The sequence below is a fragment of the Salegentibacter salegens genome (genome assembly GCF_900142975.1).
Taxonomy (GTDB): domain Bacteria; phylum Bacteroidota; class Bacteroidia; order Flavobacteriales; family Flavobacteriaceae; genus Salegentibacter; species Salegentibacter salegens.
Genome location: NZ_LT670848.1, coordinates 1,474,594 through 1,496,516, shown reverse-complemented (window position 1 = coordinate 1,496,516; position 21,923 = coordinate 1,474,594). Strand labels below are relative to the sequence as shown.

Sequence of the window (21,923 nt, the reverse complement as noted above, 5' to 3'; positions counted from 1 at the left end):
CAGGTGCTTTTATTTTTGGCCGGTAGTTCGGTTTTTTTCTTGTTTCCACGGCAATTTTCCTTCTATTTCTACCTCCAGCGTAAAGCTCAAAAAGGTACGAATTAGGATTATGAGCCCGAGATTGAGGATTTGCTCCATTTCGGCACCGTAAACCACGGTAGCAATAATATCGGCTGCAATCAGGATCTCCAGGCCAAGCAGGATCGCACGGCCTAATTCTTCCCTGATTTTTTGAAAACTCCTAATATTTTCTCCCTGTAGTTTAAAAGCATACCTGCCCAAGGCGAGAAAGGTTCCAATCACCATAACCAGGATGCCCACCACTTCTATTACCAAGGCTGTTATTTCAATAAGTTCTTCTACTTTATCTGTCATGCTTTTATAAAATCTGTTATAAAAAATGATAATGCTTTTCCTACTTGCGCGTAATTATGTTCCATGGGAGCGGCTTCGCAAATATGTATGTATTTACAATTTTTTTCTTCGGAAGCGATTTGAAGAAAATTTCTAAGCATATTTAGTGCAAAACCTGATGGCGATTGCGCGCTGGAAGGAAAGTTTATAATTGCGTCACAGTCAAGTTCCAATCCAAAAGGCTGTTTATTTACAAATTCCAGTTGCGAATTAAAAGCCGCCATTTTTCTCTGGTGGGTTTGCAAAATAAGATCTTCAAAAAGATGAAATTTAATATTAGAAACCGAACTTATTTCATCAAAAATATATTGTGGGGTATAATTTTTATGGATTCCGAACATCGAATATTTCCCCAGAAATCCGTCTCGTTGCGCAAAGCTGAAACCGTTACCACTGTGGCGATGTTCTAATTTTCTAAGATCGGTATGCGCATCAATATTTAAAATATTTAGTGGCTTTCTTATTGCTTTAGAAGTTCCTTTAATATTCCCGTAAGCATTGTTGTGACCGCCGCCTATAATAATTGGAATTTTCCCGGCTAAAACTATTTTTTCAACCAATAAACTTACTTTTTCGTCAATATTTTCTACCAGGTCGCCAAGTTTCGGATAATAGTTCGGGTCTTCTTCATCAATATTGGCTGCTTTTTGCATTTCTGCTTTACAATTAATCTCTCCAAGTAGAATAATATTTCCAGGGGTTGTAAATTCATTATTTTGAATATTCAGCAACGAATTTAAACAGGCGTCCCAGGCTTTTGAAGCACCGGGTTTCCCGTGATTGGCTCTAACTCCAATATCTTCCGGAATTCCAAAAAGTACAAATTTTGCTTCCGTTTTTGCTAAATCTTCTAAATTTTCAACAAAACCTATTTTTTCTCCAAATCGCGTTTCACCATCACGAATGGAAATGTGTTTTTCAACCGACTTATAATTATAGATTTTTAAGCCTTCCATTATTCCAGCATTTTTCCGTTAATAAAAACCGATTCTATGGAATTGGTACCAAAAGCATAAGGTAAAAAGGTGTAAGACGGAATCTCTTTAGTTAATATAAAATTGGCTTTTTTTCCTTTAGTAATACTACCATGTGTTTTGCTGAGTTCCATTGCGTAAGCACCATTTATTGTAGCTGCATTTATAGCTTCTTCCGGTGTCATTTTCATTTTTATACAGGCCAGGGAAACTACCAAATTCATATTTCCGCTTGGGGTACTACCGGGATTAAAATCGGTTGCTAAAGCTAACGGCAGTCCCGAGTCCAGAATTTCCCGGGCTGGTGTGTATGGAATGCTTAAAAACAGTGAACAGGAGGGAAGCGCCACGGGCATTGTGGTGGTCCCTTTTAAACTTTCAATATCTTCCGGGCGCATTATTTCTAAATGATCTACGCTTAAGGCATCGTGTTCAATTCCCGCCTGGATACCGCCAATAGCATTAAATTGATTCACGTGAATTTTTGGTTTTAAACCGAATTTTTTTGCTGCAGAAAGCAATTTTTGAGTATCAGCAACGCTGAAATACCCTTTTTCACAAAAAATATCTATATATTCTGCCAAGTTCTCCTCGGCTACTTTTGGTAAGATTTTCTCAATTACCAAATCCATATAAGCATCTGGTTTTTCTTTGTATTCCTTTGGAATAGCGTGCGCTCCTAAAAAAGTAGCTTTAATAGGAATATTATAATTTTGCTGAAGTTTCTTTATAACTCGCAGCATTTTTAACTCGCCTTCTTCGGTTAAACCGTAACCCGATTTAATCTCAACAGCACCGGTTCCAAGTTTCATTACTTCCTCGAGCCTTTTCGCCGATTGTTGGTAAACTTGTTCTTCCGGAGTTTCCTGCAAGGTTTTAGCGGAGTTTAGAATTCCGCCACCGCGATTGGCTATTTCTTCATAAGAAAGTCCGTTAATGCGATCGGCGAATTCCAATTCCCGGTTCCCGGCATAAACAATGTGAGTATGGGAATCACACCAGCTGGGCAGGATTATTTTCCCTTCAGCATTAATAGTTTTATCGGCTTCGATTTCAGGTAAAGAATTCATTTCGCCATAATCGGAAATTTTATCATTTTCAATGAGTAGCCAGGCATTTTTTAGCGTGGGCAGCTCTTTCATTTCAGCACCAGAAAGTTTCTCTACCGTTTCGTTTCTTACCTGCAAGAGTTCTTTAATATTGATAAATAATTGTTTCATTTCACTTAGCTTTTGTGTTTGTTTTCTGCCGAAAAACGTGAGTTAAACAAAGATAAAAACTAAGCCCGGAAAACGGGCTTTTTAAATAGAAACAAAAAAGCTACCCAGCAATGATTTTTATAAACGTCATCCTGAGACCCGTAATAAAAAAAATATCTAGCCCAGGAAATTGACGTTCGGCGAGCTTAGCGAGTTGTAAATTCCGTGTGTGAGTGTAGCAAATCAGCAGCGTAAATAATTTTTGAAGCCTTGGAAAAAATTTAGCTGCTGATTTGCGATTTTTTGGCCTTGTAGCCAAAAAAACACCTCCACATAGGACGCCCTTTTTTGTTTCGTTTTTTGGGCGAGCAAAAAATGAAAGAACAACCTTCCAAATCAGACATGTTTCGATTTAAATTAAAGCAGATAATAAGCCTAGATACTAACATCTTAAAAATACGTCAATGGTAATTTATTTCAGGATCTAACTTAATTAGAATTGAAATCATATTATAAGCTGAAACCAGTTCAGCTTGACGATACCAACGTTTTTCAGGCAGCTTTTTATAAATTCTAATTTTTAAGCGATTTCATATCGATCACAAAACGGTATTTTACATCAGATTTTACAACCCGATCAAAAGCTTCGTTAATGTTTTGTATATCTATCATTTCAATATCGGAAACAATATTATGCTCACCACAAAAGTCTAACATTTCCTGGGTTTCTTTAATACCGCCAATCACCGAGCCTGCAATTCGTTTACGGCCGCCAATTAATCCACCACCGTGAACTGGATCTAAAGGTTCAATAGCGCCAACCAAAACCATAGTAGCATCTCTTTTCAATAAAGCGATATAGGGATTCATATCGTGGCCAACCGGAACGGTATTTAGAAGAAAATCGAAACTACCAGCTTGTTTTTTCATATCATCCTCATTCTTTGAGACCAAAACTTCATCAGCTCCCAGTTTTTTTGCGTCCTCAGATTTTGAAGGAGAAGTAGTGATCATCACCACGTGAGCTCCTAAAGCATGGGCAAATTTTACGCCCATATGTCCGAGTCCGCCAAGTCCAATTACGCCTACTTTATCGCCTTTTTTCACATTCCAGTAGCGAAGGGGAGAGTAGGTAGTAATCCCGGCGCAAAGTAGGGGAGCCGTGGCTTTAGCATCTATATTTTCAGGAATTCTAAGTACAAATTCTTTATCTACCACAATTTGTTCAGAATAACCTCCAAAAGTATGTCCGCCTAAATGTTTGTCTTTACTATTATAAGTTAGGGTAGCACCTTTTTCACAAAATTGTTCGAGATCTTCTTTACAGGAATCGCATTCCTGGCAGGAATCTACCATACAACCAACGCCCACAAGGTCACCTTGTTTAAAATTACTTACGTTTTTCCCCACCTGGGTTACACGACCTATAATTTCGTGGCCTGGTACAACAGGATATTTAGAATTTTTCCAGTCGTTTCTAACCTGGTGGATATCGCTATGGCAAACACCGCAGTATTCTATTTCAATCTTTACATCGTCTTCGGTAATTTCCCTACGTTCAATATTTAAGGACTTTAAATCGGCATCACTGGTTTGCGCGCCGTATGCTTTTACTTCACTCATATTAATTCATTTTTTCTTAAAGATAAAGAATAGAGAAGCTAATATTAAATGCAAGTATTGGTTTAACTTTATTTAACTTCTGTTTAAAATCAAAAAGCCTCAATTAGGAAACGGCCTAAAAACACAGGGCATTTAGAATATTTCTTTTTACATTAGGGCGAATTTTGAAAGTTTTAAAAATGACGAAAAAACATCCCGGAATAAATACTATTTGTACCCATAGCGGCGAACTGGAAGACAAACAATTTAAAGGCGCTGTTTCACCATTATATATGGCGACCTCCTATGCATTTGAAGATGTAGAGGTGAAGCGCTATCCAAGATATTTTAATACGCCAAACCAGGTGGCTTTAGCTCAAAAAATGGCCGCTTTGGAACACGGGGAAGCCGCCTTGATCTTTGGTAGCGGAATGGCAGCGGTAAGCACCGCACTTATGGCTTTTGCGCAAAAAGGAGACCACGTGGTATTTCAAAATACCCTTTATGGAGGAACCAGTAATTTAGTTACCGAAGAATTTGAAAAATTCGGAATTCAATTTTCGTTCACCCAGGACTCAAAACCCGAATCTTTTGAAGCGGAAATTAAAGAAAATACAAAGGTGATCTATATTGAAACCCCTTCAAACCCATTACTTACCGTAACCGATATAAAAGCGATTGCTGAAATTACCAAAAAGCATAACCTGGTGAGTATGATAGACAATACTTTCGCTTCCCCGGTAAATCAAAATCCTATAGATTTTGGTATTGATATCGTATTGCATTCAGCAACCAAATATATGGGCGGGCATAGTGATATTCTTGCAGGAACGGCGATAGCTTCTGAAAAGCATATTGATAAAATCTTCCAGTTGGCTAAGAATTTCGGCGGAAGTTTAAGCGATTTCACCGTTTGGATGCTGGAACGTAGTTTAAAAACTATGGGATTAAGAGTTAGAGCACAAAATGAAAATGCTTTGGAATTAGCTCGTTTTCTTGAAAAACACGAAGATATTTCCCGGGTTTATTATCCCGGTTTAGAATCTCATCCAGATTACGACCTGGCAAAATCTCAAATGAAAGGTTTTGGTGGAATGATGTCTTTTGAATTGCGCGACGGACTCGATTTTGATCTATTTCAGAAGAAATTAAAGCTGATTAAATCTTCTATGAGCCTGGCAGGTGTAGAATCTACTATATTATCACCTTCAAAAACTTCTCACGGTTTACTTTCTCCTGAAGAAAGAGAAGCCCAGGGAATAAAAGATGGATTGATGCGATTTTCGGTAGGAATTGAAGAAAAAGAAGATTTAATAGAAGACCTGGAACAGGCGTTGAAAGAGGTTAGCAGTTAGAAGATTTCCGTCACAGTTTATCCTGAGAATTATCGATGCGGAAATGACAAAATAGATTTCCGTCTTCACGGAAATGACTAAAAATTAATTATGAAACTAGATATATTAGCTATAGGCTCGCATCCAGATGATGTGGAATTAAGTTGTTCTGGCACTATTGCAAAAGAAGTAGACAGAGGTAAAAAAGTGGGGATTTTAGATCTTACCCGTGGTGAAATGGGTACTCGCGGAACTGCCGAAACCCGCGATAAAGAAGCAAAGGATGCTGCAAAGATACTCGGAGTTTCGGTTAGGGAAAATCTGGAATTTAGCGATGGTTTTTTCGAAAATAATACTGCGCATAAACTGGAAATTATAAAGGTTTTGCGGCGTTATCGTCCCGAAATTGTTTTATGCAATGCGGTAGATGATAGGCATATTGATCACGGAAAAGGGGCGAAGTTGGTAAGCGATGCCTGTTTTTTAAGCGGATTGCGCAAAATAGAAACTATTTTTGATAGGAAAAGTCAGGAGGCCTGGCGCCCAAAACACGTTTATCATTATATCCAGTGGAAAAATTTAAAGCCCGATGTGGTGGTAGATATTTCGGGATATATGGATAAAAAAATGGAATCGGTTTTGGCATATAAAACGCAATTTTTTGATGAAAATTCTAAAGAGCCTCAAACTCCAATTTCCAGCAGTAACTTTTTAGATAGCATTAATTACAGGGCGCGGGATCTTGGAAGAATAATTAACACCGAACACGCCGAAGGTTTTACGGTAGAGCGCTACCCGGCAGTAGATTCAATTTTCGATTTGATCTAAGCTCAAATTTGGTTTTTGCTAATTATTTAATTTGAAGCTTATTAGCTTTATGTTCGGGAATTCGTACTGAGAATCGTTCTAATATTGAAAATTTTTCTTTGGGAAATAGCTAAAATAAACTACATTTGCAACCGCAATTAAAATGGTGGTTGTAGCTCAGCTGGTTAGAGTGCCTGATTGTGGTTCAGGAGGTCGCCGGTTCGAACCCGGTCTTCCACCCCTTTATTCAAGCCTTCAGTTTTCTGAAGGCTTTTTTTATGGGGTAATTTTGAGGAACGTAAAATATTAAAAAATAGACGTTATGTTGTCCCGAAGCTTCGGGATGGTTTCAGCATCAAATACGTTTTTTATCCCGAAATTTCTTCGGAATCTAATAATTAGAATTCTCAACTGCTTAGGCCCCGAAATAAATTCGGGGTGACGTTTAAGAGAGATGTCATGTCCCGAAACTTCAGGATGGTTTTAGTATCTGATACGTTTTGAGTAAGAAAATGTTAGACTCTGAAATGAATTCAGAATGACGATTCCAGGTATTTATTTTTTCACCTAAGTTTCTAAAATCTTATAAGCAATCCTTATTTTTACCGAAATCAAAATTCCTATAAATGAACTCCAGAGAAGCGCAGCTAAAAGCATTTGATCGATTATTAACCATTATGGATGAACTTAGGGAACAATGTCCCTGGGATAGGAAACAAACTATGGAATCGTTGCGGCATTTAACCATTGAAGAAACCTATGAACTTGGCGATGCGATTTTAGATAACGATCTGGAAGAAGTTCGAAAAGAACTGGGCGATTTATTGCTTCACCTGGTTTTTTATGCAAAAATTGGAAGTGAAACCAAAGATTTTGATATTGCCGATGTAGCTAATGGAATTTGCGATAAATTGATATCCCGCCACCCACACATTTACGGAGATGTTGAGGTTGCAGATGAAGAAGAAGTAAAGAAGAACTGGGAAAACCTGAAACTAAAAGAAGGCAAAACCAGTGTTTTAGAAGGGGTGCCACGATCTTTGCCTGCCGTAGTAAAAGCCAGTCGAATTCAGGAAAAAGTAGCCGGGGTTGGTTTTGACTGGGAAAAACCTGAGCAGGTTTTTGAAAAGCTACAGGAGGAGTTAGGAGAATTACAGCACGAAATAAATACCGATAATAAAGATAAAATGGAAGCCGAATTCGGCGATGTAATGTTTTCCATGATCAATTATGCCCGTTTTCTTGGGATAAATCCTGAAAACGCTTTGGAGCGCACCAACAAAAAATTTATAACTCGGTTTCAGTATTTGGAAGGCAAAGCTAAAGGGCAGAATAAAGCTTTAAAAGACATGACCCTGGCTGAAATGGATGTTTTTTGGAACGAGGCCAAATTGATGTAAAGTTCAAATTTTAGGGTTCAAACGTTTACTGCAGCACTAAAATCCTATTTGCTAAATAGAATAAGTTTAGGTTCAATTTTTAGCGTTTTGAAGCCTAAATTATTTTTAATCCATTTCAGGCTTTTCGCAGTATAGAAAAAAACGTGGGTACGATCGTTTTTATAATACCAGTTATCAAAATCTGTTTCTTTAGAATAAATAGAGGTTTTACAATATAGTTTTCCGTTGGGATTTAAACGTGCAGCCAATTCGCTAAATTCCCGTTTTGGCTCATAAAGATGCTCCATTACTTCACAGCAAATTATAAAATCGTAAGTAGTATTTAATACTTTGGTATTGGGATAGAAAAAAGGATCGAATAAAGCAATGTAATATCCTTGTTTTTCAAGAATGTTAGCAGCAACCGGCCCGGTGCCACAGCCGTAATCCAGCCCTGAATGTTTTGTAGAGAAATCCTTGAGAATTCGGGAGGTTATGGGACTTACAAAATCCTGGTACCCGCGATCTTCTACGTCGTTATTGTGGGTAAGATATCGTTCTTCTTCGGCTTTTTTAGAAATATAGTATTGGGGTAAAAGTTGAATGCCCCCACAATTGGTGCATTCAACAAATTCCCTGTTCTTACTCTTCCAAAATTCTTTTGTTGAACCTTCGCAAAGAATACAATTCATAACCGCTTTTTCTTAGTAAAGCGACTTGATTTTAAGAAGTTTTTCTTTCCAAACTTCCAGTTGTTCTTTCTGGGCGGCTATATTTTTATGTACATCCTGTACCAGCGGATTATCCTCATTTACATTAGAGAAAAACTGCAGGTTGTTTTCCAGTTGTCTAATTTCTGCCTTTGTCTCTTCAATCTTTTTGGTAAGGAAATAATGCTCATTGCGAAGTTTTTTATCGTCGTCGGCATCATTTAAGGCCTGTACCTTGTTTTCGTATTTCAGCATTTCAGCTTTGGTGTGATCTACATCCAATTTGTTGAAAAGTTGATCTAAAACCTTATTAAATTTTCCTTCAATAAAACGCTTGTTGTGAGGTACTCTTCCAAGATTTTTCCAGTCTTCAATAAACTGTTTTATTTTAGGAAGATCTTCTTTTTTATCGCCTGTTAGTTCTAAAGATTTAACCTGCTCGAGCATTTCTTTTTTCTTATCAAAAGCTTCAAATTCCTCTTTATTTTCATCATCACGGCTTTCGTGCATGCGTTCAAAATAATGATTGCAGGCAGCTTTAAATTGTTTCCAAACCTTGTCACTATCTTTTCTTGGTACGTGACCAATCTTCTTCCAGTCGGCCTGTATTTTCTTCATTAAAGGCGTGACCGTTTTAAAATCGTCGCTATCTTTATTGTCTTCAGCAATTTTAATAAGCTCTTTTTTCTTTTCAAGATTATCGTATTGCTGTTTTTTTAAGTTTTTGTAGAAAGCGTTTTTGTTTCGGTTAAATCGGCGAACGTTTTGTTTAAAATCGGTCCAGGTTTCTTCATTTTTACTACGCGGAACTTTCCCCGCATTAAAAAATGCTTCCCTTAGCGCTTCAACTTCCTTAATTTTTTGTTGCCATTTATTATGACTTTTATACTCCTCGTCGGCGATTTCCTTAATCTTCTCTATAATCACCTGTTTGGCTTTCCAGTTTTCTTCGTAACGCTCATCCATCGTATTGAAGAATTCCTGTCGCTTATCGTGAATTTGTTTGGTAGCGCTACTAAAACGCTCCCAAATATCTTCACGAAACTCCTTGGCAACCGGCCCAAGCTCTTCTTTCCACATCTTGTGAAGCATTTGTAATTCCCTAAAAGCTCGGTTTATATCGTCTTCCTGAGCCAGTTCTTCGGCACGGTCAATTACTTTTAGTTTTTGATCTAGATTATGTTTAAAATCAAGATCGCGGAATTCGCGATTTAAGTGAAGAAAATCGTAGAAGTTCTCTACGTGATGATGGTACGTATTCCAAACATCGTTATATTTTTCTCGCGGAATTGGTCCCGCAACACGCCAGCGATCCTGGAGCTCTTTAAAATGCTTGTAGGTGGTATTTATATTTTCCTCAACATCAATAAGGCCTTTTAATTCTTCAATTATTTCCAGGCGCTTAGCCAGGTTTTTATTAAGGTCTTGTTTTAGTTGTTTGTAGTAATTATTGCGTTTTTCCCTGTAATCAAAGTAAAGTGAATTAAAACGTTTTTTAAGCGGAGTAGAGTAGTGGAAGTCTATAATATTCCCACCCTCGGCAAGAAATTCCTCTTTTTTCTCCTCCTCTTCTTCATTAAATTTCGCATTGAATTCCGCACGAATTTCAATCACGTGATCTTTAATGGCCTGAACTTTCTCCTTTTTTAACAGCGATTCAAATTCATCTACCAGCTGCTCCTTGCTCATGGCGTGATAATCTTTCTTCTGAATATCGTGCCGCTCGGCCTTTGTCTCATCTTCGCTGTCTTCAGCAACCGAATCGTCTATATGATCCTGGTGATGTTTTGAAGTTCTACCTTCTTCTTCGGAAGTTTCATTCTCATCATCCTCATCCTCATTTTCGTTTGTATCGACTTCGTCTGAATTTTCGGTACTGGATTTTTCTGATTCTTCCTCAACTTTAGTTTCGGGTTCAGCCTGAACTTCTTCTTGCTCTGAGTTCTTTTTCTTCCGACTTTCTTCAAGCAGCGCATCATCTTCGTCGTCTTCCTCTTTGCTCGCTTTATTCTCTTCTGAAGTATTTTTTGTATCTCCTGCTTCAGCAATCATGGCATCTTCCAGGCTGTCGTCTTCAGATTTAATTTCAGAGGCAGTTTCTGCCGGTTCAATCACAGCACCTTTCTCTTCTGAAGTTTTTTCGGTTTCAGACTTTTGAGAAAATGAATTCTCCTCTTCATTAGCATCCTTGTTTTCTTCCGTCAACTTCTTTTTATCCTGGGTATTCTCGGGATTATTAGTTTTTTCGTTAGAAAACTCCTCTTTGTTTTTATCATTTTCTTGCTGATCCATATCTTTCAATGTAAAGGTTCGTGTAAATTAATTAGGCTGAAAGATAGTAACTCCACTAAAATTGGGCAAACAATTCCCTTTTTTTGTATAATTTATAAGCAAAAGGTAGTGGTCATTTTGTCCATATCTTCCAGGCGCTTTCGGCTTGTAATTCCAACATTTTTAAACCGTTGGTTACCGTTGCTCCCTTTGCCTGTGCGCTTGCCATTAATTTTGTGGTGCGAGGATTATAAATAAGGTCGTAAACCAGGTGTTTTTCGTTAATATGTTGAAATGGAATCTGCGGATTCACATCAACATCGGGGAAAGTTCCTAGCGGGGTGGTGTTTATTATAAGGGTGTATTCTTTCATTATTTCTTCTGAAAGATTATCGTAGCCCAATTTTCCTTCTCCTGAAGATCTTGAAACAAATTTATAGGCTATATCAAATTTCTTTAAGGCGTAAGCCACCGCTTTAGATGCACCGCCGGTGCCCAGAATAAGCGCTTTTTTATGATGTTCTTTCAGTAAGGGTTTTAAAGATTCCGAAAACCCAATATAATCGGTGTTATGGCCAATTAGTTTATTGCCGTTTACATTAATAGTGTTAACCGCGCCAATTTCTTTAGCTTCAGGAGCCAATTCGTCTAAATACGAAATAATCTCCTGTTTATAAGGAATTGTAACGTTTAAGCCTTGTAGATTAGGCGTTTCTTTAATAACATCCCTGAATTCTTTTAAATTCTCCAGATCAAAATTTTGATATTCTGCCTCAATATTTTCTTTCTTGAATTTTTCAGTAAAGTAAGTCCGGGAAAATGAGTAACTGATATTTTTTCCGATTAGCCCAAAATTTTTCATCGCATTGCGGGTTTTTGGTTTTTCTTTTCGTACCAGGCGAGTCCAAGTACTATAAGTATTCCTGCAAAGATAAAGAAAATTGCGAGCCAGGTCTCGGCAGAGGAGAATGCAGGGAAATACCGGTCGTAATAATCTATTATTGCGTTACCCTGACTGTCTAAAATCATTTCCCCCCTTCGTCAAGTTTAAAGATCTTTTCTTTCCACGGCCAAACCACGCCCAGGGAGCCGGTTATAAACCCGATAATTGCTGCGAAGGTATCTGTTTTATAATTTTTTAATACAAAACCGAGAAGGTGGGAAAGCGTGACCAAACCGGCCAGGGAACCCGCGCCAAATACTAGTATTACTTCCAGTAACCTTATACGTTCAGGATCGGCCAGGAAGCTTAAATCCCAAAGGAATAAATCGGCTATAGTATCATAAAGTGCATTTACAGAATCTACTAAAAGAAGTACATAATTCCCTAGTAAAATTAGAATAAAAGACCCGGAAAGGCCGGGAAGCGTCATCCCTGAAACACCTATAATTCCGCAAAAAAATACAAACCAAAGATTATCGTTTTCTTTTGCGGGTTCTAGAAAACTGATGGCCACGCCTACAATTATTCCCAGCAAAACAAATACCAGGGAACGTTTGCTCCATTCTTCAAAATCTTTACTGATGTAATAAATGGAACCTACGATCATTCCAAAGAAAGCGGCCCAAACGTAAAGTTCGTAATGAAGAATTAAGTAATCCAGAACTTTGGAAACGCTAAAATAACTAATAAGCATCCCAAGAATAAGTAAGCTCAGGAATTTTCCGTTCGTATAGTAATATAAACTTCTAAACCTACCGTTGATAAGCAGAATAAAAGCTTTATAATTTATTTTTTGAAGAGAATAGATGAATTCTTCATAGAAACCGGCAACAAAAGCTACCACACCACCAGACACACCAGGAACTTTATTAGCTGCTCCCATAGCTAAACCTTTAAGCACCAAAAGCACTTTATCAGTAAAGGTTCTAGTTTGTTGCATTTACTTTGGTTGAACTTTTTGAGGCAAAAATTTCCAGTCCCAGAATTAATAAAAATCCTGCAAGCATCAAAATAATAGCAAAGAATGTTTGTGGTTCGCCATTAAAATTCCAGGGTAAAACCGAAGCTTCTCTTAGCACAACTTCTTTATCGCCATACATTTCGGTTTGTAAAACGTGTTTCCAGGGCCAGATTTTATTGAGGGATCCAGCTATAAAACCGGTTAGTACTGCCAGGGTTATACTGCTGTAATGTACAAAAAGCCATTTCAGAATTTTAGAAAAACTAAGTAATCCAATAACGGCGCCTACCGCAAAAATTCCCAGGGTTTGGAAATCAAAATCGTGCGCGGCTTCGGTAATTCTTTTATAAGCTCCTAAAAGAACTAAAATAAAAGCGCCGGAAATTCCGGGAAGTATCATCGCGCAAATTGCAATAGCACCTGAAAAAAAGATAAATAAATTACTGTCGTTCGCTGCCATTGGAGGCAGGGAAACAATATAAAAAGCTACTCCCGCCCCAATAAGTAAAGCAAGAACGATCTTAAAATTCCATTTTGGGATTTGTTTGCCAACATACCAAATACTGGCAAGTACAAGACCGAAGAAAAAAGACCAGATTAAAACCGGGTGGTTCTCCAGTAAATAATTCGCAATCCTCATAAGTGAAAAAACACTAATAAGAATTCCTGTAAAGAGCGCTAAGATAAAGGGCCCGTTAAGTTGGTGCCACATGGCTTTAAAACCTTTTTCTTTCCAGGTAGTAATTAACGAAAAATTTACCCCGCTAATGGTAGAGATTAATTCTTCATAAATTCCTGAAATAAAAGCAATAGTACCTCCCGAAACTCCGGGAACCACATCTGCCGCGCCCATCGCCATACCTTTTAGGGATACTGAAAGATGGTCTTTAAAGCTTTTTCGCATGTGTACAAATTAAAATTCCGGCTCAAAGTTAGTAAAATAACTAAGAGAGGTTTATAAAGGAATTTATAATTTGTCTTACGCTTTTTCGGTTAAAGATTTGAGGGAATAATTCTTCGATTACAATATAATACTCGGCGTCTAACTTTAGTCCTTTATTAAGGTGAAAATAAGCTTTTTCCCCTTCATTATGGCTAAAATAAAGTCCGGCCAAACGAAATTCAATCTCGGCAGTATCCGGATAAAATTCCAGTGCCTGATTAAGGTTTTGAATAGCCGTTTCAAATTCACCAAGATCTATTAAAATATCGCAGCGTCTAACCCAGGTTTCCAATTCGTAGTTCCCAAGATCAAGACTTTTTTTATAGCCGCGCTCAGCTTCTTCATAAAACTTAAGGCGGTTATTTATTTTGGCGTAACGTTTCCAATACAAAACGTTTTCCTCGTCTATATTTATCGCTTTGTTAATATAATAAAGAGCTTTCTGATAATTTTTCTTTTTAATATAAAAATCGGTGATCGCAATCCAGCCTTTATCTAAAAGCGGATCTTCGTGTACGCAATCTTTATAATGCTTAAGTGCAAGCTCGTTTAGACCTAATTTCTCAAAACATTTACCAATTCGCAAATAAGCAAAAGAAGTAGGATCGTCTAGCTCTAAAGTTAAACGGTAGTTTTCAATAGCTTCGTGAAACCGACCTAATTTCTCCAGTACTTTTCCTTTTTCAAGATAAGCACCTATAAAATAATCGTCACTAATTATGGCGAAATCGAAAGCCGATAAGGCTTTGTCATAATCTTTTAAATCAAAATATTGTTTTCCTACCTGATGCCAGGCTACCTCGCAGTAAGGGTTTTTGTCTAAATACATATTAAGGTACTCGATGGCTTCGTTTTTTTGATCCAGAAAATCGAAACAATACATAATATTGTAAAGCGCCGAATAATCTTCTTCATCGGCTTCCAGACATTTCATAAAACTGAATTTCGCATTCTCAAAATCTTCAAGAAACAAATACTCCATCCCGATTAGGGAATAAACTTCAGCAGGGTCAAGGGTGATATCAAGCGCCATTTCTAAAACCTGAATGGCGTGAGCGTGGCGATCTCGTTTAGAAAGAATTTGTGCTTTTTGTATATAGATTTCTTCGTTAGAAGATTCTAATTGTTGTAAATCGGTAAGCATTGCTTCGGCTATATCCAGTTTATCTTCAAAAACCAAAATCTCTATTTTAAAGAGTTTTAGATTAGTAGAAGTAGGATGCTGGGCCAAGCCTAATTTAACGGCTTTTTTAGCCAATGCAAATTTCCCGTTCTCTAAATAATAGTTAATAATATCTTCAAATTCCGCTGAATCAAAGAATAAAACATCGTTCGTTTTAAGCATAGATTCAAATCGGGAAAGTGAGAAATTGTTTTCGTCGTTATGGCTTAATTGCATACGTAGGTAATTACGGGATTTCTACTTTACTCACTAAGTGAGATTTAATACATTCCAGGGTTTAGTTGGAATTGTTGATCTTTTTGAACTTAATGCCTTGCGGCACTGCTTTAAGGTATTTCCTAAAATTAAAAATGAATAGTGTTAAAAAGCTCAAATATCAATATTGTTGTTAACAAATTAATTAACAGTGTCGTGCTGTTTCATTATCACCTCCAATACGTCAATAATGATGCCACAGCCTTCTTTTATTTCTTCTTCAGAAATGGTGAGTGGCGGGGTAATTCTCACCGCTTTTTTCTCGAATAAAAGCCAGAAAAGGATAAGGTTTTTTTCTTTACATTTTAAGATTAACTGATTCGTAATTTCTTCGGAAGTGGTAATGATAGCAAGCATTAAGCCCATTCCTCTCACTTCAGAAATTAACGGATGAACCAATAATTCTCTGAAGAGTTTTTCCTTTTTAAGACTTTCTGACATTAAGTCTGAATCGGTGATCTCTTTTAATGTAGCTAAAGCTGAAGCAGCAATTACAGGATTTCCCCCAAAGGTAGTAATATGACCCATTTTTGGATTGTCAGAAAGGGTATCCATCATTTTAGCTGAAGCCGAAAAAGCGCCAATAGGCATTCCGCCGCCCATTCCTTTGCCTAAAGCTACAATATCGGGAACCATATTAAAATTCTGAAATCCAAAGAGTTTTCCTGTTCTTCCAAAACCCGGCTGGATTTCATCTAGAATCAATAGAGCCCCAACTTCCTCGCAGCGTTGTTTCACCTTTTGTAAATAATTGTCCTTAGGAAGTATAAACCCGGCTCCACCCTGGATACTTTCCAGGATTACGGCGGCAGTTTTCTCGGTAATCTTTTGCAGCTCTTTTTCCTCATTAAACTGAATAAACGAAATTCCTCCCAAAAGTGGCCTAAATGGTTTTTGACGTTCTTCATAATCCATTAAACTTAAAGAACCCATGGTATTGCCGTGGTAGGCCTTGTGGGATGCGATAATTTCAGCTCGTCCGGTATAACGCCGCGCTAATTTTAAAGCGCCTTCTATAGCCTCGGTACCCGAATTGGTAAGGTAAGTTTTCTCTAAAGGTTCAGGGAAATGCGTTGCCAGCAATTTTGTTAGTTCAACGGCCGGTTGCTGTGCGTATTCTCCATAAACCATGACGTGCAGGTACTTTTCAGCCTGCTCTTTAATTGCGTTTACTACTTTTGGATGACAATGTCCTAAACTGCACGCCGAAACACCAGCTACAAAATCCAGGTGTTTTTTTCCGTCAGTTGTAAAAATATAGGAACCTTTGGCCGATTCTACTTCCAAACCTAAAGGGTGCGGAGTCGTTTGAGCCTGGTATCTCAGGAAATCTTTATTCATTGGGTTGGTCTTCTTCAGCTTCTTCCTGGGTTTTTTCTGCTTTTTGTAGGGATTGCGGTTTTTTTAATTTTGGGATGCTATCTCTTACCCTATTTTGTAGTTCTTTGGCTTCAGTTTCAGCTGCATTTTCTTCATCCTCTTCTTCAGCATTAATCAATTGCTGGGCTTCTTTTAGCTGCGGAATACTATTTTTTGCCCTGTTTTGAAGGTCTTCGGGTTTAAGTCTTGATTTATCGTTAAGCAGCATATCGTCTCCTTCTTCGCGTTCATCAAAAAACTCTTCATCTTCTTCCGGTAATGGAATTCCTTCAATTTTAACCAATTGGGGTACCGGTTTGCCTTTAAACAAATCTTCTTTTGTAAGTAAGCGCTCATCGCCCCGCCAGTTAAAACCAATCAATTCCCGAACATTTACGGGGAAATCTTCTTCCGGAGTTAAATTACCGTCTACATTGGTAAAATAATCTATGTATTCTATTTCCTGGTTTTCAAACATAATAGTAATAGAACTGGACAGGGTTTTATTAATTCCTATAAGTTCCTGCTCGCTATTTCGGCTGTAATAAAGTGTTTCGGTATTTTTATTGATATTAACCTGTCTTAATTCGTTGTCAGCAAACAAGCCTACCAGGTCCATTCCTTTTACCTGGTTGTAACCATCAATAGTATCTTTTTGAATTAAAAATGCATTATTAAAAACCCGCATAGAATCCAGTTGTTCGGTTTTTGTGTTACTTTGTAGATGAATGGTGTCTCCCGTCATTTGACTGAGCCCACTCCAAAGCACGGGACTTCTGCGCTTAGTGACCGAAGTAACCGGGCCGCTGGTAATATTAATCATTTTAGTAAGTCCGGTTTCCTGGTTAATATGTACCGAATCACTCTTCCCGCTCATATCGCTTTTATAAAGCCGAACATCGTAAAATCCGCGGATAATACGTTTTTCGGGCTTACCGGTAATCATTATGGTATCGCCGTGAATAAAAAGGGAATCCTTATCCTGCACGCTCGCGGCAACCGCCCGTTTGGTAATAAAAACCGAATCTTTATCGCGGAAAACTTCAGCATAATGCCCTGTGACGATGCTTTCGTTAATGGTATCTATCACTTCAATATTATTCGTGGCTGAAGCAAAATTGGTATTCCTGTTGAAATACAGGCTATCGCCCTTAACGGTTCTGTTTTCGTAATCTATTTTTGAATTCTTTACAAAGTAACCTGTATCGCCCCGCGTGTCATAGAATCCACGTTCGCAATAGACGGTACTGGTTTCACTTTCTATAGTTGAAGGGCCATAAAGGTAGGCGTGACCGGTTTCGCCATAAAAATCAAGTTGTTCTGAATTGATGATGTATTCGGGATTGGTAAGCACCACATCTGAAACAAAAGAATATTTGTCATCTTCCATAAAGTAACGGCCAATATTACTGGTAATCACCCCACCGGTGTCAATTACCTTTCCACCACTTCTATAATAGGCCTGTTGTTTTAACCGGTCAAAAAAAAGGCTGTCAGATTCCAGGGTAGTTTGCGGGCGTTTCATTACCACTTCACCACTGGCGAAGGCAAACTGGGAATTCCCGTTATATTCAGCATAATTACTGTTTAGCTTTACGGTGTCGCCCTGTTGCATTCTCACATTTCCAAAAGCCCTAAAGAAATTTTCATCTTTATAATGAATGGCGAGATCACACCAAACTTCAATCCCTTCGTGCTTAAAATAAACCTGGTTTTCAACTTTGCTTAAAACAAATGCTCCCGGATATTTTTCATCCTGAATATTTCTGTCGGCCCTATAGTCAATTTCTTTTGCTTCCTGTCCCAGAATAAGACCAGGAAAGACAATAAAAGTAAATACTATAAAAAGAATGATTTTTTTCAAGCTGAAATTTTTTTCAAAAGTAATTAAAATTTAATGTAATGGAATTTTAAACGGGGAAGCTTATTTAATAAAAAATATTCTTTTTTAAAGAGATAATTGTAATGAAAGTTTAAACAATTTACAAAAAAGAACAATTTTTCGTTAATATTATTAAAATTTAAGGTTTGAGAAATTTTCTTTAGAAAATTTTAACTGCTTTAGTAAAACCGTCCCGACGATCCTCCCGTATGTTTACTAAATAACTAAAAACTTAAATTATGGAAAAACCACGTATTAAGGTAGATGCAGTTAATGCAAAACCTTCAAAAAACAGTAATTCCCGAAGAAAATTCCTTAAAATGGGAGGACTTGCAATGGCAGGTTCGGGATTGTTACTTTATGGATGTAGTGACGATGATGATATGAACCCTGACCCTATGCCACCGGGAGAAGTTTTTGATCTTGGAAGCGGCGATGTTGGGATTTTAAATTATGCTTATGCTCTGGAACAGCTTGAGGCAGCTTTCTATACCAATGTATTAGATGGCTCTTACTGGGCAGGAGCCAGTGCAGAAGAAAAATTGATCCTGGAAGATTTATACGATCATGAAGTAATTCACCGTGAATTTTTTAAGGCCGCTATTAGCGCAAATGCCGAGGCCAGCCAGGTTTTACCAGAACTTGAATTTGATTTTAGCAGTGTAAATTTTGCAGACAGAGATTCGGTATTGGCTACCGCAAGGGTATTAGAAGATACCGGAGTAGCGGCGTATAATGGTGCAGGTAGACTATTGCAAACACCAGACTTTTTAGTAATTGCTGGAAAAATAGTTTCTGTGGAAGCAAGACATGCTGCTGCAATAAGATCTATTTACCTGGAAAGTGACACGGCTTTTGCTGGTGATGATATTATTGATAGTAATGGTTTAGATCTTGCCAAAGATCCGCAAACCATTCTTAGCGAAGTAGGAGCCACCGGCTTTGTGGTAACTGAATTTACCGCCAATAACCTACCTCAATAATTATTAATCAACTTAAAAACAATATTATGAATATTATAAAATTTTTAGACGAATTTACTTCAGAAGACCTTACTAAAAAGGCTTCTTCGAGAAGAGAAATGCTTGGTAATCTTGGGAGTTTAGGGAAAAAGGCGGCTATGGTAGCTGTACCTTTCGGCCTTGCTTCAACTTCTGGAAAGGCATTTGCACAGAATAGTGGAAATGACGCTATAAGTGCATTACAACTTGCCCTTACCTTAGAATATCTTGAAGCTGAATTCTATATTAAAGCTTTAGACTCTGGGGTATTGCCCAGTGGTGGAAGAGCCGAAGCAGTCTATAATCAGATTTCCAAACATGAATCGGCGCACGTTGAATTTCTTAAGGCAGGATTAGGGGAAAATTCGGTAGATTCTCCGGAATTCGATTTTACGGCAGGAGGAGCTTTCGATCCCTTTAATCCAAATAACGATATGGCGTATGCCCAATTATTAGCTTTAGCACAGGCGTTTGAAGATACCGGGGTGAGAGCTTATAAAGGACAGGCTACAAATTTAATGGGAACCGAATTTTTGACTCCTGCGTTGCAAATACATTCTGTAGAAGCGAGGCATGCGTCAGAGATTAGAAGGTTAAGAGCCGATGTTCTTGGCGATAATACTAATGAAAATGCTCTAGGCTGGATCACGCTAAACAATCGCGGACCGGGAATGCCGGAAGCAACGCAGGCTGTTTACGATGGAGAAGAGAATGTAGTACAGGCTGGTGTAAATCTTGTAGATGCTACTGGATTTAGCGCCGAAGCTGTTTCGCAATCTTACGATGAGCCAATAAGCGGTGAAGTTGCCCAACAAATCGCGGGTCTATTTATTGTTTCATAAGAATATCTGACTGAATTCTAATTTTTTGTTATAGAGAATTTTGAGGCAAAAAAAGCCGTTTCAATTTTGAAACGGCTTTTTAATTATGTGATATTTAAGTTTTTCTTAGCGCTGAATAGTTTGCGTTCTATCAGGTCCTACAGAAACCACTTTAATAGGTATTTCCAGCTCCTTTTCAAGGAATTCTACATACTCATTAAATTCCTTCGGAAGTTCATCAGCCTTAGTCATTCCGGTAAGATCTGCCGCCCAACCTTTAATTTCAGTATAAACAGGAGTTACATTTTCTGCTTCAATGTTATATGGTAAATGCTGAATTTCCTTTCCTTTATAATTATAAGCAGTACATACTTTTAGGGTTTTAAATCCGCTAAGTACATCACCTTTCATCATAATTAACTGGGTAATTCCGTTAACCTGAACTGCATATTTTAAAGCTACCAGGTCTAACCAGCCACATCTACGTGCGCGACCGGTGGTGGCACCAAATTCGTTGCCAACCCGTCCCATAGTTTCACCGTCTTCATCAAAAAGCTCGGTAGGGAAGGGGCCGCTTCCAACACGGGTGGTATATGCTTTAAAAATGCCGTAGGCTTCACCAATTTTATTAGGGGCAACACCAAGGCCTGTGCAGGCACCTGCAGCAGTAGTGGTAGAAGAAGTTACAAAAGGATAAGTCCCGAAATCTATATCGAGTAAAGATCCCTGCGCTCCTTCAGCGAGAATAGTTTTTCCTTGTTTTTGCGCTTCGTGTAAATAGGCTTCACTATCTATAAAAGTTAGTGATTTTAAAGTCTGGATTGCATTAAAGAATTCTTTTTCCAATTCGGCAAGATCATATTGAACATCTACATCGTAGAATTTGATCATTTTCTCGTGCTTATCGGCCAGTGTTCTGTATTTTTCTTTCCAGTTAGAAAGCTCTAAATCACCTACACGAATTCCGTTTCTTCCGGTTTTGTCCATATAAGTTGGGCCAATACCTTTTAGGGTAGAACCAATTTTGGCCTTTCCTTTAGAAGCTTCAGAAGCAGCATCCAACAGCCTGTGGGTAGGCAAAATTAAATGTGCTTTTCGTGAAATAAGTAGTTTAGATATATAATCTATTTTGTGTTTGCTGAGGTTGTCCAGTTCTTTTTTAAAGATCACAGGATCTATCACAACACCATTTCCTACAAGGTTAATGGTTTCATCGTGAAAAATTCCGGAAGGGATGGTATGTAATACGTGTTTTTGACCGTCAAATTCCAAAGTGTGGCCTGCGTTTGGCCCGCCTTGAAATCTCGCAATAATATCGTATTTAGAGGTAAGTACATCAACAATTTTTCCTTTGCCTTCGTCACCCCATTGGAGACCGAGTAGTAAATCTACCGCCATTGAAATCTTAAGTTAGTTGGTTGTTTTTTTGTTCCCGTAAAAATATAAAGAATGTTTGGTAATTTCTATATCAAACACTTCTTCGATAGTTTTTTTAATAGATTGAATACGCGGGTCGCAAAATTCTATTACTTCGCCGGTATCGGTGAGAATAACATGGTCGTGCTGCCGGTCAAAATAAGATTTTTCATATTGTGACTGGTTTTGCCCAAATTGATGCTTTCTAACAAGTCCGCATTCCAGTAATAATTCTATAGTATTATAGAGTGTGGCACGACTTACCCGGTATTTCTTATTTTTCATTTTAATGTAGAGTGATTCTATATCAAAATGATCGTCGTTATTGTAGATTTCCTGAAGTATCGCAAAACGTTCGGGGGTTTTTCTGTGCCCTTTTTCTTCCAAATACTTGGTGAAAACGTTTTTAACTACTGCCTGATCGTTCTTATTTACAACTTTTTTACTCATAGTTTTTTATACCTTACAA

General features: G+C 37.9%; 18 protein-coding genes, 1 tRNA gene and 1 pseudogene. 6 read left to right on the top strand and 14 right to left on the bottom strand.

Going from position 1 to position 21,923, the window contains the following annotated elements:
* Positions 1-9: 9 nt before the first annotated feature.
* The 4 genes from B5488_RS06775 to B5488_RS06760 form a co-directional block, all read right to left on the bottom strand.
* Positions 10-375, bottom strand: a complete 366-nt coding sequence (locus tag B5488_RS06775) for a DUF1622 domain-containing protein (protein WP_079734570.1) — start codon at positions 373-375, stop codon at positions 10-12.
* The gene (locus B5488_RS06770; protein WP_079734569.1) at positions 372-1,370 is read right to left on the bottom strand and encodes a formimidoylglutamase; all 999 of its coding nucleotides are present in this window, start codon (positions 1,368-1,370) and stop codon (positions 372-374) included. Before B5488_RS06770 ends, B5488_RS06775 begins: the two co-directional genes overlap by 4 nt.
* Positions 1,370-2,608 (bottom strand): imidazolonepropionase, encoded by a 1,239-nt coding sequence (gene hutI, locus B5488_RS06765; RefSeq protein ID WP_079734568.1) that lies wholly within the window; start codon positions 2,606-2,608, stop codon positions 1,370-1,372. Before hutI ends, B5488_RS06770 begins: the two co-directional genes overlap by 1 nt.
* Before the next feature lie 552 nt (positions 2,609-3,160).
* Positions 3,161-4,210: an NAD(P)-dependent alcohol dehydrogenase gene (locus B5488_RS06760; protein WP_079734567.1), complete on the bottom strand. Its 1,050-nt coding sequence runs from the start codon at positions 4,208-4,210 to the stop codon at positions 3,161-3,163.
* 179 nt (positions 4,211-4,389) lie between these two features.
* Here B5488_RS06760 and B5488_RS06755 point away from each other — a divergent pair, with 179 nt between their 5' ends.
* From B5488_RS06755 to mazG, 4 genes are all read left to right on the top strand, one after another.
* Positions 4,390-5,544 (top strand): trans-sulfuration enzyme family protein, encoded by a 1,155-nt coding sequence (locus B5488_RS06755; RefSeq protein ID WP_079734566.1) that lies wholly within the window; start codon positions 4,390-4,392, stop codon positions 5,542-5,544.
* Between the two features lie 90 nt (positions 5,545-5,634).
* Positions 5,635-6,351, top strand: coding sequence for a bacillithiol biosynthesis deacetylase BshB1 (gene bshB1 / locus B5488_RS06750; protein WP_079734565.1), 717 nt, complete (start codon positions 5,635-5,637; stop codon positions 6,349-6,351).
* Positions 6,352-6,495: 144 nt separating this feature from the next.
* Positions 6,496-6,571, top strand: a tRNA-His gene (locus B5488_RS06745).
* 385 nt (positions 6,572-6,956) lie between these two features.
* Positions 6,957-7,730 carry a nucleoside triphosphate pyrophosphohydrolase gene (mazG, locus tag B5488_RS06740; RefSeq protein WP_079734564.1) on the top strand — a complete coding sequence of 258 codons (774 nt, stop codon included), beginning with the start codon at positions 6,957-6,959 and terminating at the stop codon, positions 7,728-7,730.
* A gap of 44 nt (positions 7,731-7,774) precedes the next feature.
* Here mazG and B5488_RS06735 read toward each other — a convergent pair whose 3' ends face one another.
* From B5488_RS06735 to B5488_RS06700, 8 genes and pseudogenes are all read right to left on the bottom strand, one after another.
* Complete coding sequence (locus B5488_RS06735) at positions 7,775-8,401, bottom strand: class I SAM-dependent methyltransferase (RefSeq protein ID WP_079734563.1); 627 nt, start codon at positions 8,399-8,401, stop codon at positions 7,775-7,777.
* A 12-nt stretch (positions 8,402-8,413) separates the two neighbouring features.
* The gene (locus B5488_RS06730) at positions 8,414-10,711 is read right to left on the bottom strand and encodes a DUF349 domain-containing protein (RefSeq protein WP_079734562.1); all 2,298 of its coding nucleotides are present in this window, start codon (positions 10,709-10,711) and stop codon (positions 8,414-8,416) included.
* 112 nt (positions 10,712-10,823) lie between these two features.
* Positions 10,824-11,552, bottom strand: coding sequence for a shikimate dehydrogenase family protein (locus B5488_RS06725; RefSeq protein WP_079734561.1), 729 nt, complete (start codon positions 11,550-11,552; stop codon positions 10,824-10,826).
* Positions 11,549-12,573 (bottom strand): annotated as a pseudogene (locus tag B5488_RS06720) (DUF368 domain-containing protein). The gene B5488_RS06725 and the pseudogene B5488_RS06720 overlap by 4 nt, the downstream one beginning before the upstream one ends.
* The gene (locus B5488_RS06715; protein ID WP_079734560.1) at positions 12,560-13,498 is read right to left on the bottom strand and encodes a DUF368 domain-containing protein; all 939 of its coding nucleotides are present in this window, start codon (positions 13,496-13,498) and stop codon (positions 12,560-12,562) included. The pseudogene B5488_RS06720 and the gene B5488_RS06715 overlap by 14 nt, the downstream one beginning before the upstream one ends.
* A gap of 40 nt (positions 13,499-13,538) precedes the next feature.
* On the bottom strand, positions 13,539-14,936 hold the full coding sequence (locus tag B5488_RS06710; RefSeq protein ID WP_079734559.1) for a tetratricopeptide repeat protein: 1,398 nt from the start codon (positions 14,934-14,936) through the stop codon (positions 13,539-13,541).
* A 180-nt stretch (positions 14,937-15,116) separates the two neighbouring features.
* A complete protein-coding gene (locus tag B5488_RS06705) occupies positions 15,117-16,316 on the bottom strand; it encodes an aspartate aminotransferase family protein (protein ID WP_079734558.1) in 1,200 nt (399 codons plus the stop codon).
* Positions 16,309-18,189, bottom strand: coding sequence for an OstA-like protein (locus B5488_RS06700; protein ID WP_407690218.1), 1,881 nt, complete (start codon positions 18,187-18,189; stop codon positions 16,309-16,311). Before B5488_RS06700 ends, B5488_RS06705 begins: the two co-directional genes overlap by 8 nt.
* Before the next feature lie 266 nt (positions 18,190-18,455).
* Between B5488_RS06700 and B5488_RS06695 the strand changes: the two genes are divergently transcribed.
* Both B5488_RS06695 and B5488_RS06690 read left to right on the top strand, forming a co-directional pair.
* Complete coding sequence (locus B5488_RS06695; protein WP_079734556.1) at positions 18,456-19,199, top strand: ferritin-like domain-containing protein; 744 nt, start codon at positions 18,456-18,458, stop codon at positions 19,197-19,199.
* Positions 19,200-19,225: 26 nt separating this feature from the next.
* The gene (locus B5488_RS06690; protein WP_079734555.1) at positions 19,226-20,059 is read left to right on the top strand and encodes a ferritin-like domain-containing protein; all 834 of its coding nucleotides are present in this window, start codon (positions 19,226-19,228) and stop codon (positions 20,057-20,059) included.
* A 105-nt stretch (positions 20,060-20,164) separates the two neighbouring features.
* Here B5488_RS06690 and B5488_RS06685 read toward each other — a convergent pair whose 3' ends face one another.
* Both B5488_RS06685 and B5488_RS06680 read right to left on the bottom strand, forming a co-directional pair.
* Positions 20,165-21,436 carry an adenylosuccinate synthase gene (locus B5488_RS06685; protein WP_079734554.1) on the bottom strand — a complete coding sequence of 424 codons (1,272 nt, stop codon included), beginning with the start codon at positions 21,434-21,436 and terminating at the stop codon, positions 20,165-20,167.
* Between the two features lie 12 nt (positions 21,437-21,448).
* Positions 21,449-21,904, bottom strand: a complete 456-nt coding sequence (locus B5488_RS06680; protein WP_037315154.1) for a Fur family transcriptional regulator — start codon at positions 21,902-21,904, stop codon at positions 21,449-21,451.
* Positions 21,905-21,923: the final 19 nt, after the last annotated feature.

Excerpts from the sequence above, each read along its gene's own strand:
- B5488_RS06730 (WP_079734562.1), bottom strand. The coding sequence starts at position 10,711 with ATGGATCAGCAAGAAAATGATAAAAACAAAGAGGAGTTTTCTAACGAA.
- B5488_RS06680 (WP_037315154.1), bottom strand. The coding sequence starts at position 21,904 with ATGAGTAAAAAAGTTGTAAATAAGAACGATCAGGCAGTAGTTAAAAAC.
- B5488_RS06685 (WP_079734554.1), bottom strand. The coding sequence starts at position 21,436 with ATGGCGGTAGATTTACTACTCGGTCTCCAATGGGGTGACGAAGGCAAA.
- B5488_RS06710 (WP_079734559.1), bottom strand. The coding sequence starts at position 14,936 with ATGCAATTAAGCCATAACGACGAAAACAATTTCTCACTTTCCCGATTT.
- mazG (WP_079734564.1), top strand. The coding sequence starts at position 6,957 with ATGAACTCCAGAGAAGCGCAGCTAAAAGCATTTGATCGATTATTAACC.
- bshB1 (WP_079734565.1), top strand. The coding sequence starts at position 5,635 with ATGAAACTAGATATATTAGCTATAGGCTCGCATCCAGATGATGTGGAA.
- hutI (WP_079734568.1), bottom strand. The coding sequence starts at position 2,608 with ATGAAACAATTATTTATCAATATTAAAGAACTCTTGCAGGTAAGAAAC.
- B5488_RS06760 (WP_079734567.1), bottom strand. The coding sequence starts at position 4,210 with ATGAGTGAAGTAAAAGCATACGGCGCGCAAACCAGTGATGCCGATTTA.
- B5488_RS06770 (WP_079734569.1), bottom strand. The coding sequence starts at position 1,370 with ATGGAAGGCTTAAAAATCTATAATTATAAGTCGGTTGAAAAACACATT.
- B5488_RS06755 (WP_079734566.1), top strand. The coding sequence starts at position 4,390 with ATGACGAAAAAACATCCCGGAATAAATACTATTTGTACCCATAGCGGC.
- B5488_RS06690 (WP_079734555.1), top strand. The coding sequence starts at position 19,226 with ATGAATATTATAAAATTTTTAGACGAATTTACTTCAGAAGACCTTACT.
- B5488_RS06735 (WP_079734563.1), bottom strand. The coding sequence starts at position 8,401 with ATGAATTGTATTCTTTGCGAAGGTTCAACAAAAGAATTTTGGAAGAGT.
- B5488_RS06725 (WP_079734561.1), bottom strand. The coding sequence starts at position 11,552 with ATGAAAAATTTTGGGCTAATCGGAAAAAATATCAGTTACTCATTTTCC.
- B5488_RS06695 (WP_079734556.1), top strand. The coding sequence starts at position 18,456 with ATGGAAAAACCACGTATTAAGGTAGATGCAGTTAATGCAAAACCTTCA.
- B5488_RS06775 (WP_079734570.1), bottom strand. The coding sequence starts at position 375 with ATGACAGATAAAGTAGAAGAACTTATTGAAATAACAGCCTTGGTAATA.
- B5488_RS06705 (WP_079734558.1), bottom strand. The coding sequence starts at position 16,316 with ATGAATAAAGATTTCCTGAGATACCAGGCTCAAACGACTCCGCACCCT.
- B5488_RS06715 (WP_079734560.1), bottom strand. The coding sequence starts at position 13,498 with ATGCGAAAAAGCTTTAAAGACCATCTTTCAGTATCCCTAAAAGGTATG.